Below are 15,183 nucleotides of genomic sequence, written 5' to 3' on the forward strand. Positions count from 1 at the left end.
GCAGTCGACGAAGAGCCAGCAACAGCAGGAGGCGGTTCCGGTGAAGATCCGGGTGGAGCGCGATGTACTCGCGGAGGCGGTGGCCTGGGTGGCCCGCAGCCTTCCGGCCCGTCCGCCGGCGCCCGTACTCGCGGGCCTTCTGCTGAAGGCCGAGGACGGCGCGCTGAGCTTCTCGAGCTTCGACTACGAGGTCTCCGCCCGCGTCTCCGTCGAGGCGGAGGTCGAGGAGGACGGCACGGTCCTGGTCTCCGGCCGCCTGCTCGCCGACATCTGCCGCGCCCTCCCCAACCGGCCGGTGGAGATTTCCACAGACGGTGTACGGGCGACCGTGGTCTGCGGCTCCTCCCGCTTCACCCTCCACACCCTGCCTGTGGAGGAGTACCCGGCCCTGCCGGAGATGCCGACCGCGACCGGCACCGTGCCCGGCGAGATCTTCGCCTCCGCCGCCGCCCAGGTCGCCATCGCCGCGGGCCGTGACGACACGCTGCCCGTGCTCACCGGTGTGCGCATCGAGATCGAGGGCGACACGGTCACCCTGGCCTCCACCGACCGCTACCGCTTCGCGGTCCGCGAGTTCCTGTGGAAGCCGGAGTCCCCGGACGCCTCCGCCGTCGCCCTGGTGCCCGCGAAGACCCTCCTGGACACCGCCAAGGCGCTGACCAGCGGCGACACCGTCACCCTGGCGCTCTCGGGCTCCGGCAAGGGCGAGGGCCTGATCGGTTTCGAGGGCGCGGGCCGCCGCACCACCACCCGGCTGCTCGAAGGCGACCTGCCGAAGTACCGGACGCTCTTCCCCACCGAGTTCAACTCGGTCGCGGTGATCGAGACCGGCCCCTTCGTCGAGGCCGTCAAGCGTGTGGCCCTGGTCGCCGAGCGCAACACCCCGGTCCGGCTCAGCTTCGAGCAGGGCGTGCTGATCCTGGAGGCCGGCTCCAGCGACGATGCACAGGCTGTGGAGCGTGTGGACGCGCAGCTGGAGGGCGACGACATCTCGATCGCCTTCAACCCGACCTTCCTGCTCGACGGTCTGAGCGCGATCGACTCCCCGGTCGCCCAGCTCTCCTTCACCACCTCCACCAAGCCGGCGCTGCTGAGCGGCAAGCCGGCCGTGGACGCGGAGGCGGACGAGGCGTACAAGTACCTGATCATGCCGGTGCGCCTCAGCGGCTGACCCCGGCGGGACGGTCGTCGACTGAGCGGCTGACCCCACAGGTGTGCACCCGCGTCCGGGCGTAGGCTCGGACGCGGGTACGAACCGCACACGACGCTTAAGGAATCTCTGATGGAGCTCGGTCTCGTCGGTCTCGGCAAGATGGGCGGCAACATGCGTGAGCGCATCCGCCGCGCAGGCCACACCGTCATCGGATACGACCGCAACCCGGACCTCGCCGATGTCCACAGCCTGGAAGAGCTTGTGGGCAAGCTCAAGGGTCCGCGCGTCGTGTGGGTCATGGTCCCGGCCGGTGCCGCGACCCAGTCCACCGTCGACGAGCTGGCCGAACTGCTCTCCCCTGGTGACATCGTCGTGGACGGCGGGAACTCCCGCTGGACCGACGACGAGAAGCACGCCGAGGAGCTCGCCGCCAAGGGCATCGGGTTCGTCGACTGCGGCGTCTCCGGCGGTGTGTGGGGCCTGGAGAACGGCTACGCGCTGATGTACGGCGGCGACGCCGAGAACGTGGCGAAGGTCCAGCCGATCTTCGACGCCCTCAAGCCCGAGGGCGAGTTCGGCTCCGTCCACGCGGGCAAGGTCGGCGCCGGCCACTTCGCGAAGATGGTCCACAACGGCATCGAGTACGCGATGATGCAGGCGTACGCCGAGGGCTGGGAGCTCCTGGAGAAGGTCGACTCCGTCACCGACGTGCGCGAGGTCTTCCGCTCCTGGCAGGAGGGCACCGTCATCCGTTCCTGGCTGCTCGACCTGGCGGTCAACGCCCTGGACGAGGACGAGCACCTGGAGAGGCTCCGCGGCTTCGCGCAGGACTCCGGCGAGGGCCGGTGGACCGTGGAGGCCGCGATCGACAACGCCGTGCCGCTGCCCGCGATCACCGCGTCGCTGTTCGCGCGGTTCGCGTCCCGTCAGGACGACTCCCCGCAGATGAAGATGATCGCCGCGCTGCGCAACCAGTTCGGTGGCCACGCGGTCGAGTCCAAGAAGTAATCCACAGGCTGTGCACTCCGGTGCACAGCAGCCGGGGGAAGGTCGGCGCACACCATGCATGTCACGCATCTGTCGCTGGCCGACTTCCGCTCCTACGCCCGGGTCGAGGTCCCGCTCGACCCGGGCGTCACGGCTTTCGTGGGCGCGAACGGCCAGGGCAAGACGAACCTCGTCGAGGCCGTCGGCTACCTCGCCACCCTCGGCAGTCATCGCGTCGCCTCGGACGCGCCGCTCGTACGGATGGGGGCGGACCGGGCGATCATCCGCGCCGCCGTCACCCAGGGCGAACGCTCCCAGCTGATCGAGCTGGAGCTCAATCCGGGACGCGCGAACCGGGCCCGTATCAATAGGTCCTCGCAGGTCAGACCACGTGACGTGCTGGGAATCGTACGGACCGTGCTGTTCGCGCCTGAGGATCTGTCCCTGGTGAAGGGCGATCCCGGGGAGCGCCGGCGCTTCCTCGACGAACTGATCACGGCGCGCGCGCCGCGCATGGCGGGCGTGCGCTCCGACTACGAGCGGGTGCTGAAGCAGCGCAACACGCTTCTGAAGTCCGCCGCGATGGCGCGCCGGCACGGCGGCCGGGGCATGGACCTGTCGACGCTCGACGTGTGGGACCAGCACCTGGCACGGACGGGCGCCGAGCTTCTCGCCCAGCGGCTGGATCTGATCGGTGTGCTGCAGCCGCTGGCCGACAAGGCGTACGAGCAGCTGGCGCCGGGCGGCGGACCGATTCTGCTGGAGTACCGGCCCTCGGCGCCGGGTCCCGGGCACACGCGGGAGGAGCTGTACGAGCAGCTGATCGCCGCGCTGGCGGACGTACGCAAGCAGGAGATCGAACGGGGCGTCACGCTGGTCGGGCCGCACCGGGACGAGCTGCTGCTCAAGCTCGGCGACCTGCCGGCGAAGGGGTACGCGAGCCACGGGGAGTCCTGGTCGTTCGCGCTGGCGCTGCGGCTGGCCGCCTACGACCTGCTGCGGGCGGAGGGGAACGAGCCGGTGCTGGTCCTCGACGACGTCTTCGCCGAGCTGGACGCCCGTCGCCGGGAGCGGCTGGCGGAGCTGGTGGCTCCCGGCGAGCAGGTGCTGGTGACCGCCGCGGTGGTCGACGACGTGCCGGGGGTGCTTGCGGGGGTTCGGTACGGGGTCGCCGGGGGTTCGGTGGAGAAGCTGTGAGGGTTTGTGAGGCTGTGAGGCTGTGAGCGAGAACGAGACCCCGAGCCCGAAGGCTCCGCCCGAGCCGTCCGGCGTCGACCTGGCGCGGGTCGCGCTGCGCGCCGCCAAGGAGCAGGCGAAGGCGCGGGGCGCCGCCGCCCAGCAGAAGAAGCAGGCCCGGCGGGGCGGTGGCCTGCGGTCCGGGTCGGGGGCGGACGGCCGTGACCCGCTGGCGCTGGGCGCCGCGATCAACCGGCTCATCACCGAGCGCGGCTGGGAGACGCCGGCCGCGGTGGGCGGGGTCATGGGGCGCTGGCCGCAGATCGTGGGCGAGGACCTGGCGAAGCACTGCGTGCCGCTGAAGTACGAGGAGGACCCGGAGGCGCGGGTGCTCACCGTGCAGTGCGACTCCACGGCGTGGGCGACGCAGCTGCGGCTGCTCGCGCCGAGGCTGGTGGCGCGGCTGAACGAGGACCTGGGGCAGGGGACCGTGCGGATCATCAAGGTGCTGGGGCCTTCGGCCGGGCCGCGGCGGGGGTACGGGCCGCTCAGGGCGCCGGGGTCGGTGGGGCCCGGCGACACGTACGGCTAGGGCGCCGGGCGGACCGGGGCCACGTGGCCGGGCCGGGTGACCGCCAGGTGACCGGCCGGGTGACTGGGGCCAGGCGGTGGGGCACCGGGCTTGCGCGGGGCCTTGCGCGGGGCCGGTGTACCGGGGGCGTACGGCGTGAGCGGCCCGGGGCGCCCGGGGTGCGGGCCCTGGCGCGGGCGGCGCGTCCGTGGGTTGTGCCCACCCGTTCCGCCCTGCGGAACGATTGCCCACAACCATCCTGGGAGGGATTGCCACAAGGGGTCACACCTCGAAGCGCTGGGTGGCCGTCAGAGCCCTCTGGAGCCCCTCCCCGGATATGGGGAGTCGTCTCGCGCCCGCCCAGGGCGGCACATGCGGACTCAGGTACCGGCAAACCCCCATTCGTGTCAGCGCTACCGGTAGACTGGTAGACAATCCCGCCACCGCGCGGAACAAGTCGAACGACGCAGCCGCTCCCGTATGCCCGGAGAACGGCCTGTGCTGTGCCAGAAAGGGCGCTTCGTGGCCGATTCCGGCAACCCCAACGAGAACACTCCGTCCGCCAACGCTGCGTCGTACGACGCCACCGCGATCACCGTCCTCGAGGGTCTGGACGCGGTCCGCAAGCGACCCGGCATGTACATCGGCTCGACCGGTGAGCGTGGTCTGCACCACATGGTGCAGGAGGTCGTCGACAACTCGGTCGACGAAGCCCTGGCCGGTCACGCGGACACCATCCATGTGACGATCCTGGCCGACGGCGGCGTCCGCGTGGTCGACAACGGCCGCGGCATCCCCGTCGGCATCGTCCCGTCCGAGGGCAAGCCGGCCGTCGAGGTCGTGCTGACGGTCCTCCACGCGGGCGGCAAGTTCGGCGGCGGCGGCTACGCGGTCTCCGGCGGTCTGCACGGCGTCGGCGTCTCCGTCGTCAACGCCCTCTCCACCAAGGTCTCGGTGGAGGTCAAGACCGACGGCTACCGCTGGACGCAGGACTACAAGATGGGCGTCCCCACCGCGCCCCTCGCGCAGCACGAGGAGACCGACGAGACCGGCACCTCGGTCACGTTCTGGTCCGACCCGGACATCTTCGAGACGACCGAGTACTCCTTCGAGACGCTCTCGCGCCGCTTCCAGGAGATGGCCTTCCTCAACAAGGGCCTGACGATCACGCTCACCGACGAGCGCGAGTCCGCGAAGGCCACGGTCGGCGCCGACGACCCCGACGCCGAGGCGGCGGAGGAGCAGCCGGCAAGGACGGTGAAGTACCACTACGAGGGCGGCATCGTCGACTTCGTGAAGTACCTCAACTCCCGCAAGGGCGAGCTGATTCACCCCACCGTCATCGACGTCGAGGCCGAGGACAAGGAGCGCATGCTCTCGGTCGAGATCGCGATGCAGTGGAACTCGCAGTACACCGAGGGTGTCTACTCCTTCGCCAACACGATCCACACCCACGAGGGCGGTACGCACGAAGAGGGCTTCCGCGCCGCTCTCACGGGCCTGGTCAACCGGTACGCGCGCGAGAAGAAGCTGCTGCGCGAGAAGGACGACAACCTCACCGGTGAGGACATCCGCGAGGGTCTGACCGCGATCATCTCGGTCAAGCTGGGCGAGCCGCAGTTCGAGGGCCAGACCAAGACCAAGCTGGGCAACACGGAGGCCAAGACCTTCGTGCAGAAGGTCGTGCACGAGCACCTCAACGACTGGTTCGACCGGAACCCGACCGAGGCCACGGACATCATCCGTAAGTCGATCCAGGCGGCCACCGCGCGCGTGGCGGCCCGCAAGGCACGCGACCTGACCCGTCGCAAGGGCCTCCTGGAGAGCGCCTCGCTGCCGGGCAAGCTGTCCGACTGCCAGTCGAACGACCCCGCCATGTGCGAGATCTTCATCGTCGAGGGTGACTCCGCCGGCGGCTCGGCCAAGTCCGGCCGCAACCCGATGTACCAGGCCATCCTGCCGATCCGCGGCAAGATCCTGAACGTCGAGAAGGCGCGGATCGACAAGATCCTGCAGAACACCGAGGTCCAGGCGCTGATCTCGGCCTTCGGCACCGGAGTCCACGAGGACTTCGACATCGAGAAGCTCCGCTATCACAAGATCATTCTGATGGCGGACGCCGACGTCGACGGCCAGCACATCAACACCCTGCTGCTGACCTTCCTCTTCCGCTTCATGCGTCCGCTGGTCGAGGCCGGTCACGTCTACCTCTCCCGCCCGCCGCTCTACAAGATCAAGTGGGGCCGGGACGACTTCGAGTACGCGTACTCGGACCGTGAGCGCGACGCGCTCGTCGAGCTGGGCAAGCAGAACGGCAAGCGGATCCGCGAGGACTCGATCCAGCGCTTCAAGGGTCTGGGCGAGATGAACGCCGAGGAGCTGCGCATCACCACCATGGACGTGGACCACCGTGTCCTCGGCCAGGTGACCCTGGACGACGCGGCCCAGGCGGACGACCTGTTCTCGGTGCTGATGGGCGAGGACGTCGAGGCCCGGCGCTCCTTCATCCAGCGCAACGCCAAGGACGTTCGCTTCCTCGACATCTGAGTCGGTCTCAGCTGACCGTACGAAAGGACTGACGACCAGCAATGGCCGACGAGAACACCCCGACCACCGAAGCCACAGAGGAAGAGCCGATTCTGCGGATCGAGCCCGTCGGGCTCGAGACCGAGATGCAGCGCTCGTACCTCGACTACGCGATGTCCGTCATCGTGTCCCGCGCGCTGCCCGACGTACGGGACGGTCTGAAGCCCGTCCACCGGCGTGTGCTGTACGCGATGTACGACGGCGGCTACCGGCCCGAGAAGGGCTTCTACAAGTGCGCCCGCGTCGTCGGTGACGTCATGGGTACGTACCACCCGCACGGCGACTCCTCCATCTACGACGCGCTGGTCCGCCTGGCCCAGCCGTGGTCGATGCGGATGCCGCTGGTGGACTCCAACGGCAACTTCGGTTCCCCGGGCAACGACCCGGCCGCCGCCATGCGGTACACCGAGTGCAAGATGATGCCGCAGTCGATGGAGATGCTCCGGGACATCGACGAGGAGACCGTCGACTTCCAGGACAACTACGACGGCCGCAACCAGGAGCCGACGGTTCTCCCGGCCCGCTTCCCGAACCTGCTGGTCAACGGCAGCGCCGGTATCGCGGTCGGTATGGCGACCAACATCCCGCCGCACAACCTGCGCGAGGTGGCGGCCGGTGCCCAGTGGGCGCTGGAGCACCCCGAGGCCACCCACGAGGAGCTGCTCGACGCGCTCATCGAGCGGATCAAGGGCCCGGACTTCCCGACCGGCGCGCTGGTCGTGGGCCGCAAGGGCATCGAGGAGGCGTACCGCACCGGCCGTGGCTCGATCACGATGCGTGCGGTCGTCGAGGTCGAGGAGATCCAGAACCGCCAGTGCCTGGTGGTCACGGAGCTTCCCTACCAGACCAACCCGGACAACCTCGCGCAGAAGATCGCCGACCTGGTCAAGGACGGCAAGATCGGCGGCATCGCCGACGTCCGCGACGAGACCTCGTCCCGTACCGGTCAGCGGCTCGTCATCGTGCTCAAGCGCGACGCCGTCGCCAAGGTCGTCCTCAACAACCTGTACAAGCACACCGACCTGCAGACGAACTTCGGCGCGAACATGCTGGCGCTCGTCGACGGTGTGCCGCGCACGCTCTCGCTGGACGCCTTCATCCGCCACTGGGTGACGCACCAGATCGAGGTCATCGTCCGGCGTACCCGCTTCCGCCTGCGCAAGGCGGAGGAGCGCGCGCACATCCTGCGCGGTCTGCTCAAGGCGCTGGACGCGATCGACGAGGTCATCGCCCTCATCCGGCGCAGCCAGACCGTCGAGATCGCGCGCGAGGGCCTGATGGGCCTGCTGGAGATCGACGAGATCCAGGCCAACGCCATCCTCGAGATGCAGCTGCGCCGGCTCGCCGCGCTGGAGCGCCAGAAGATCGTCGCCGAGCACGACGAGCTGCAGGCGAAGATCAACGAGTACAACGCGATCCTCGCCTCCGAGGAGCGTCAGCGCACCATCGTCAGCGAGGAGCTGGCGCTGATCGTCGAGAAGTTCGGCGACGACCGCCGCTCCAAGCTGGTGCCCTTCGACGGTGACATGTCCATCGAGGACCTGATCGCCGAGGAGGACATCGTCGTCACCATCACGCGTGGCGGCTATGTGAAGCGTACGAAGACCGAGGACTACCGCTCGCAGAAGCGCGGCGGCAAGGGTGTGCGCGGCACGAAGCTGAAGCAGGACGACATCGTCGACCACTTCTTCGTGTCCACGACCCACCACTGGCTCCTCTTCTTCACCAACAAGGGACGGGTCTACCGGGCCAAGGCGTACGAGCTGCCGGACGCCGGCCGGGACGCACGCGGCCAGCACGTGGCCAACCTGCTGGCCTTCCAGCCGGACGAGCAGATCGCCGAGATCCTGGCGATCCGCGACTACGAGGCCGCGCCCTACCTGGTGCTCGCCACCAAGGGCGGTCTGGTGAAGAAGACCGCGCTGAAGGACTACGACTCGCCGCGTTCGGGCGGTGTCATCGCGATCAACCTCCGGGAGACGGAGGACGGGAGCGACGACGAGCTGATCGGCGCCGAGCTGGTGTCGGCGGACGACGATCTGCTGCTCATCAGCAAGAAGGCGCAGTCGATCCGGTTCACCGCGACGGACGACGCACTGCGTCCGATGGGACGAGCGACGTCCGGCGTCAAGGGGATGAGTTTCCGCGAGGGCGACGAGCTGCTCTCGATGAATGTCGTCAGGCCGGGTACGTTCGTCTTCACCGCCACCGACGGTGGGTACGCGAAGCGGACCAACGTCGACGAGTACCGCGTCCAGGGTCGCGGTGGCCTCGGTATCAAGGCCGCCAAGATCGTGGAGGACCGCGGCTCGCTCGTGGGCGCGCTGGTGGTCGAGGAGACGGACGAGATCCTCGCCATCACGCTGTCCGGTGGTGTGATCCGTACGCGAGTCAACGAAGTCAGGGAGACCGGCCGTGACACCATGGGCGTCCAGCTGATCAACCTGGGCAAGCGCGATGCCGTCGTCGGTATCGCACGGAACGCCGAGGCGGGCAGCGAGGCCGAAGAGGTCGACGCGGTCGATACCGAGGCAGAGATCGTCGAAGGCATCGAGGCCGCAACCGCGGTCGAGGCAGCCGAGGGCAACGAGCCCTCGGCCGGGGAGCACGAGGAGTAGAGCGTGAGTGGAGCCACGGGCGCCGGATCGGCGGCTGCCGGAGCTTCTGCTGGTGCTGGAGCTGACGGCGCCCGTGGCTCGGCCACGGACTCCCAGGGGGTTGCGGTGACGGACACTCGGGGGCCCAAGCCCTCGTACGAGGGGTACAACGGGCCACTGCCGGGCGAGCGAGCCGGTGGGCAGCAGCCGGGCGGGCCGTACCACCCTCCGCAGGCGTACGGCGCTCAGGCGCCGGCCGCCGGCGCGGGCGGTCAGAACATGGGCCCGAACCCGGGCGGCCAGAGCGCCGGCGCGGTACGCCGGCCGCGGACGGGGGCACGCACCACGCCCCGGACGCGCAAGGCACGACTGCGGGTGGCCAAGGCCGACCCGTGGTCGGTGATGAAGGTGAGCTTCCTGCTCTCCATCGCGCTGGGCATCTGCACGGTGGTGGCCGCGTCGGTGCTGTGGATGGTCATGGACGCCATGGGCGTCTTCTCGACCGTCGGCGGCACGATCAGCGAGGCCACGGGCTCGAACGAGTCCAACGGCTTCGATCTGCAGTCGTTCCTCTCGCTGCCGCGCGTGCTCATGTTCACGTCGGTCATCGCGGTCATCGACGTGGTCCTGATGACCGCGCTGGCGACGCTGGGCGCGTTCATCTACAACCTGTCCGCCGGTTTCGTGGGCGGTGTGGAGCTGACGCTCGCCGAGGACGAATGAGCGGTGTGGGGGCCGGAGGGAACCGATTTTGGGACTGGCCCCCACGTGCGCTAATCTTCAGGAGTCAGCGCGCGGGAGATACACCGCAGAGCGCGGCGGGGCTATAGCTCAGTTGGTTAGAGCGCATCCCTGATAAGGATGAGGCCACAGGTTCAAATCCTGTTAGCCCCACAGCGACGATCGGCCCGGACGGATTCTCCGTCCGGGCCGATCGCTTTTACCCCGGAGCAGGTCACCGATCGGTATCGGTCGGTGTGTAGAGTGGGCGTCAGAAGTCTCCTACGTCAACGAAAGACGAGGTCGCGCGGTGAAGAAGCTTCTCCTGGTCGCACTGGCCGCCATCGGCGGGCTCCTCGTGTACCGCCAGATCCAGGCGGATCGCGCCGAGCAGGATCTGTGGACGGAGGCGACCGACTCCGTGCCCGCAGGTTCGGGTGTCTGAGACGCAGACTGTGTGTGGATGAAGCCCCGGCCGCTCGTGAGCGGCCGGGGCTTCACCCTGTTCACGGCAGCTTGTGCCCGCTGTTTCAGGACCGTGACACGCCTCTCCTTGAGTTCACCACCGCAAATCACTACGTTGCTAGAGCAAAGTTGAGTGATCGCGGTCAAGGGGGACAGCCGGGTGAGAGCACGACGAACGGCGACGGGGCGAACGGCGCCGGGGCGAACGGCGCCGGGTCGAGTGGCCGGGGCGCGGGTGGCGGGAGCGTGGGTGGCGGGAGCGTTGTGCGGCCTGCTGTGCACGCCGGCGCAGGCAGCGGGCGCCGCCGGGCCCGCCGTGGACGAGCCGGAGATGTCCGGCGGCAGCAGCCTGGTGATGGTGCTCGACTCGTCCGGCTCCATGGCCGACGACGACGGCTCGGGGCGTACGAGGATGGAAGCGGCCCGCGCCGCCGTGGGCACCGTCGTGGACGGTCTGCCCGACCGGCACCCCACCGGGCTGCGGGTCTACGGGGCCGACCGTCCCCGTGGCTGCACCGACACCCGGCTCGTCAAGCCCGTCGAGCCGCTGGACCGGGCGGGCCTCAAGGCCGCCGTGGCGGGCCTGCGGCCCACCGGCGACACTCCCATCGGGCTGTCGCTCCAGAAGGCCGCCCACGACCTTTCCGAGCCCGTCGGCGGGGCGATCGGGACGCGCACGATCCTGCTGATCTCCGACGGTGAGGACTCCTGCGGCACTCCCGAGCCCTGTGAGGTGGCCGCCGAACTCGCCAAGGACGGGATCGGGCTGCGGATCGACACGGTCGGCTTCCAGGTGAAGGGAGCGGCGCGGCAGCAGCTGGAGTGCATCGCCGAGGCGGGCAACGGCCGTTACTACGACGCGCCCGACGCCGACGCGCTGGCCCGGCAGCTCCAACGGGCCTCGCAGCTCTCGGCGGACGGCTACCGGCTGCGGGGCGAGCGCGTCGAGGGCACCGCGACGAGCGACCGGGCGCCCGGCCTCGTACCCGGGCAGTACCTGGACACGATCGGGCCCGGTGAGAAGCGGTACTACGCGGCCGATCTCGACGACCGGTCCACGGTGAACTTCGCGGCGACCGCGGTGCCGCAGCCCGGGTCGACGGTGGACACCGTCGACAAGCTGACCACGAGCCTCGTCCACGCCTCGGGCACGGGCAGCGAGGGCACCTGCACGACCGACAGCCAGATCTTCCACCAGGACGAGGGCGCCGCGCCGTTGACCTCCACCATCGCGCGCGTGCCCACCGAGAAGCGATGGTCCACCTGTGACGAGGCGGACCGGTACTGGTTCGTGGTGGAGCGGACGAGCAAGCCGGAGTCGGACGCGTCCCGCTGGCCGCTGGAACTCGTCCTCGGCGTGGAGAAGCCGCTGCCGGCCGGCACCACCCCGGCGCAGTCGGAGCCGGAGTACGGCGCGGGCGGCAAGGACGCCGTCCTGCCCACCGGCGATCCGAAGGACGTGCGGGGCGGGACCGGCTTCAACGACGCGCGGGAGATCGGGGAGGGCGTGTGGCGCGACCGGCTGCTGCCGGCGCAGACCCTCTGGTACCGCGTCCCGGTCGGCTGGGGACAGCAGTTGCGCTACGACGTCGAGTTCGCCAACGAGCCCACGGTCGACGGGGCGTCGTCGGTGACCTCGTACGGAGCCACCCAGGTGTACACGCCCGCCCGGCACCCGGTCGGCGGTGGCACGGGCGAGTTCTCCTCGCGGACCAGCTACAACGGCCGCCCCACGGCACTGAAGATGGGTACGGTGCCGATCGCCTGGACCAACCGGTACGAGAGCAACCCCAACGTCGTCCCGGTGCATGCGCCGGGCGGCTTCTACCTCGCCGTCACGCTCGGTGCCGAGGCCGCGGAGATCGCCGAGAACCCGCAGATCGCCGTGGTGCTGCGGGTGGCGGTCCTGGGTGAGGCGCTGGCCGGACCGGAGCACAACGCGGCCGCCTTGGACGGGAAGTTGGACAAGCAGGGCGAATCGACCGGGCGCGCAGACAGCAGCGGGACGGGCGGGGCAGGATGGAGCGGCACTGTGGCCGCCGGGGTGGCGGGTGGCGCGGTCGTCCTGATCGCGGCAGCGGTGATCGTGCTGCTGCGGGTACGCGGCAGGGCGGCGACGGAGACGACGAGGAGAAGCGCGTGAAGACGCAGCGCCTGAGGACGCAGCGCGTGAGGACGCGGCGGGGGAGGATCCGGACGACCGGCGCGGTCCGGGCGACCGGCGCGGTCCGGGCGACCGGCGCGGTCCGGATGGCCGGGATCGTCCGGGCGACCCGGGCGCTGGCCGCCGCGGTGTGCCTGGCCGCGGCGCTGCCGGGCCAGGCCTGGGCGGCCGGCGAGAGCCCGTACACGTTCGACGAAGCGGCCGAGCAGGTCAAGGGCGCCGCCTCCAGCCTGGACGCCGAGCAGTTGAAGGCAGGCCGGACCTACCGCGACGCCATCAAGAAGGACGGCAAGCTCTACTACCGGGTCGATCTCGACGCGAAGCAGAACGCCTACGTCTCGGTGGTCGCCGTGCCGAAACCGGGCGGCAAGGCCGAGTACGGCGACGGCATCAAGGTGAGCCTGCAGGACGGCTCCGGCACGCAGTGCGACTACCAGGACGCGCTCTTCGGTTCCGCCGGATTCACCCGCCCCATCGCCGCGTACGCCCACCGCACGATCAAGCCCGACAGCTCCACCTGTCAGCAGGCGGGCGCCTACTACGTGCTGGTCGAGCGGACCTCCAAGGCCGTCTCCACGCCCGACGACTGGGCGTTGGAGATCCGCCACCTCGCCGAGCCGGGCGTGAAGCAGACCGGACCCACCGAGCTGCCCGACAACTGGCCCTCCTCCTCGCCCCAGCCGCCCGGTGGCGGTCCGCAGAAGCGGCAGGGCGGGGCCGGCTTCCACGACGCCACCTCGCTGCGGCAGGGCGAGTGGCGCGACGACATCAAGCCCGGGCAGACCCTCTTCTACCGGGTGCCGGTGGACTGGGGTCAGCAGATCTTCGCCAGCGCGGAGCTGGGATCGAGCGCCGCCGGCGACACGTACGTCGGCAATGCGCTCGTGCTCTCCCTCGACAACCCGGCCCGGGGACACGTCGACGAGGACACCGTCAGCTACGACGGTGACCCGGCGACGCTCGCGCTGGACGCGCACCGGCCCGTCGCCTTCCAGAACCGCTACTCCTCCGACAGCAACACGAACGCCCTGCGCTTCGCGGGCTGGTACTACCTGTCGGCCACGCTCAGCCCCGAGATCGCCAAGGCGTACGGGGACAAGCCGGTGCCGCTGACGCTGCGGGTGAACGTCACCGGTACGGCGAAGGCGGGGCCCGCGTACGACGGGGATGCCGGGCCGTTCACGGTCACCGAGGACGATCGGGACGCGGCGGCCAGCGGTCAGAGCGGGGCCGAGGCGGGGAAGAGCGACGGCATGCGGCTGGTCGCGGCGGCCGGGATCGGTGCCGGGACCGTGCTGATCCTCGTGCTCGGTGTGTGGACGGTCGTGGCACGGCGGCGCGTGGCAGGGGCATCACAGGACGGGCGGCAGGACGGGCGGTCGGACGGGCCGCCGCAGTTCGGGCCGCCGACGGCCTGGTAGCCGGACCGGCGAGGGCCGTCAGGTCTGGGTGAGGGCCCAGATGCCGACCGCGAAACAGATCAGCGCGACGAACAGGACCGGGACCGCCACCTTCGGGGGCGGTCCCGGCCGCGTTGCGGGACGCCGCACCGCCGGGGAGGCCGGGGCGGGAACCTGCGGGGCGTGAGCGGTGTATGGATGAGTAGAGGCTTGCTCGTACGGCACCGCGGCCGTGGGGGCGTAGGCGAGGGAGGGGGCGGCGTGGGCGCTGACCGGCTGTGGCGGAAGGGTGGGCTGCTCGTGGACCGGCTGGACCGGCTGGACCGGCTGGACCGGCTGGGCCGGCTGTTGCGGCTGCTGGGCCGGCTGCTGCTGGGGAGGCGGGGGCAGGTGGAAGCTGCCCGTCTCGGAGGCGCTCGGCAGGGGCGTGGGGGCGGGCGCGGGCGCGGGAGTCGTCTGGGACGGGGTCTCGGGGCCGTTGGGGCCGAAGCCGGCGGGCAGGGGGCCGATCTGGTCGAAGACCTCGACCGGCTCCTCGTTCGGGCCGGCCTCGGGAAGCATCTCGACCGCCGAGGTGAGGGCCTTGCGCACGCCGGTCGCCGTTCTGAAACGGGCCTGCGGGTCGGGCTGCAGCAGACCGGCGATGACCTGCCACAGCGGCTCGGGGATGTCCTGGGGGGCTCCCGGAGTCCCGTGCGCCATGAAGTGCTCGATCAGGGCGCGGGAGTCCGGCTTCTGGCCCTGGAGCAGATAGAGCGCGACCAGGCCGACCGCGAAGAGGTCGGCCGGGAAGTCGGGTTCCGCGCCCATCATCTGCTCGGGCGCGAAGTAACCGGGCGTCCCCACCACGTAGTTGGTCTCGGTCAGGCGGGGTTCGCCCTTGCGCATGGAGATGCCGAAATCGGACAGCCGCAGATGCGGCCGCCCGGTTCCGGTGACGTCGAGCAGGATGTTCGCCGGCTTGATGTCGCGGTGCACGACCCCCTCCGCGTGCACCGCGGCCAGACCGGAGAGCAGCTGATCGAGCAGCGTGCAGACGAAGCGCGGCGGCAGCGGGCCGTAGTCGCCGATGACGTGCGCCAGGGAACCGCCGGCCACCAGATCCATGGTGAACAGCACCTTGTCGTCGTCGGCGGCCCAGCTGGCCGGGGCGAGGACATGGGGGTGGTCGATCCTGAGCGCCTGCTCCCGGACGAAGCGGAGCAGCGTGTGGGCGTCGCTCTGCTGGAGCACCTTGGCCGCCACATAGCGGCGGCGGCGGTGGTCCCAGGCGCGCCAGACCGCTCCGACCCCGCCGCGGCCGATCGGGTCGATCAGCTCGTACCGACCCGCGAAGATCTCACCCATTACGCTGCGCCCGCTCC

General features: G+C 70.3%; 11 protein-coding genes and 1 tRNA gene. 11 read left to right on the forward strand and 1 reads right to left on the reverse strand.

Annotation, left to right across the window (positions count from 1 at the left end; translation table 11 throughout):
- The first annotated feature begins 40 nt into the window (after positions 1-40).
- From dnaN to J7E93_RS02140, 11 genes are all read left to right on the forward strand, one after another.
- Positions 41-1,171, forward strand: a complete 1,131-nt coding sequence (gene dnaN, locus J7E93_RS02090) for a DNA polymerase III subunit beta (protein WP_215065482.1) — start codon at positions 41-43, stop codon at positions 1,169-1,171.
- Positions 1,172-1,282: 111 nt separating this feature from the next.
- Positions 1,283-2,161 (forward strand): phosphogluconate dehydrogenase (NAD(+)-dependent, decarboxylating), encoded by an 879-nt coding sequence (gnd, locus tag J7E93_RS02095; RefSeq protein WP_215065483.1) that lies wholly within the window; start codon positions 1,283-1,285, stop codon positions 2,159-2,161.
- Between the two features lie 54 nt (positions 2,162-2,215).
- The gene (recF, locus tag J7E93_RS02100; RefSeq protein ID WP_215065484.1) at positions 2,216-3,337 is read left to right on the forward strand and encodes a DNA replication/repair protein RecF; all 1,122 of its coding nucleotides are present in this window, start codon (positions 2,216-2,218) and stop codon (positions 3,335-3,337) included.
- Between the two features lie 22 nt (positions 3,338-3,359).
- On the forward strand, positions 3,360-3,908 hold the full coding sequence (locus J7E93_RS02105; RefSeq protein ID WP_215065485.1) for a DUF721 domain-containing protein: 549 nt from the start codon (positions 3,360-3,362) through the stop codon (positions 3,906-3,908).
- Positions 3,909-4,367: 459 nt separating this feature from the next.
- A complete protein-coding gene (gene gyrB, locus J7E93_RS02110; RefSeq protein ID WP_251065915.1) occupies positions 4,368-6,434 on the forward strand; it encodes a DNA topoisomerase (ATP-hydrolyzing) subunit B in 2,067 nt (688 codons plus the stop codon).
- 41 nt (positions 6,435-6,475) lie between these two features.
- The gene (gene gyrA, locus J7E93_RS02115; RefSeq protein WP_215065487.1) at positions 6,476-9,091 is read left to right on the forward strand and encodes a DNA gyrase subunit A; all 2,616 of its coding nucleotides are present in this window, start codon (positions 6,476-6,478) and stop codon (positions 9,089-9,091) included.
- A gap of 105 nt (positions 9,092-9,196) precedes the next feature.
- Positions 9,197-9,793, forward strand: a complete 597-nt coding sequence (locus J7E93_RS02120) for a DUF3566 domain-containing protein (RefSeq protein WP_215065488.1) — start codon at positions 9,197-9,199, stop codon at positions 9,791-9,793.
- A gap of 97 nt (positions 9,794-9,890) precedes the next feature.
- Positions 9,891-9,964: transfer RNA gene (locus J7E93_RS02125), tRNA-Ile, on the forward strand.
- A 136-nt stretch (positions 9,965-10,100) separates the two neighbouring features.
- Positions 10,101-10,235: a DLW-39 family protein gene (locus J7E93_RS02130; RefSeq protein WP_003958712.1), complete on the forward strand. Its 135-nt coding sequence runs from the start codon at positions 10,101-10,103 to the stop codon at positions 10,233-10,235.
- 270 nt (positions 10,236-10,505) lie between these two features.
- Positions 10,506-12,398: a VWA domain-containing protein gene (locus J7E93_RS02135; RefSeq protein ID WP_374105350.1), complete on the forward strand. Its 1,893-nt coding sequence runs from the start codon at positions 10,506-10,508 to the stop codon at positions 12,396-12,398.
- Positions 12,399-12,505: 107 nt separating this feature from the next.
- Positions 12,506-13,840 (forward strand): hypothetical protein, encoded by a 1,335-nt coding sequence (locus J7E93_RS02140; RefSeq protein ID WP_251065927.1) that lies wholly within the window; start codon positions 12,506-12,508, stop codon positions 13,838-13,840.
- Between the two features lie 18 nt (positions 13,841-13,858).
- On the opposite strand, the gene J7E93_RS02145 is transcribed toward J7E93_RS02140, so the two are convergent.
- Entirely contained in the window at positions 13,859-15,166 is a 1,308-nt protein-coding gene (locus J7E93_RS02145) for a serine/threonine-protein kinase (RefSeq protein ID WP_215065489.1), read from the reverse strand.
- Positions 15,167-15,183: the final 17 nt, after the last annotated feature.

It is taken from the genome of Streptomyces sp. ISL-36, assembly GCF_018614205.1.
GTDB lineage: Bacteria > Actinomycetota > Actinomycetes > Streptomycetales > Streptomycetaceae > Streptomyces.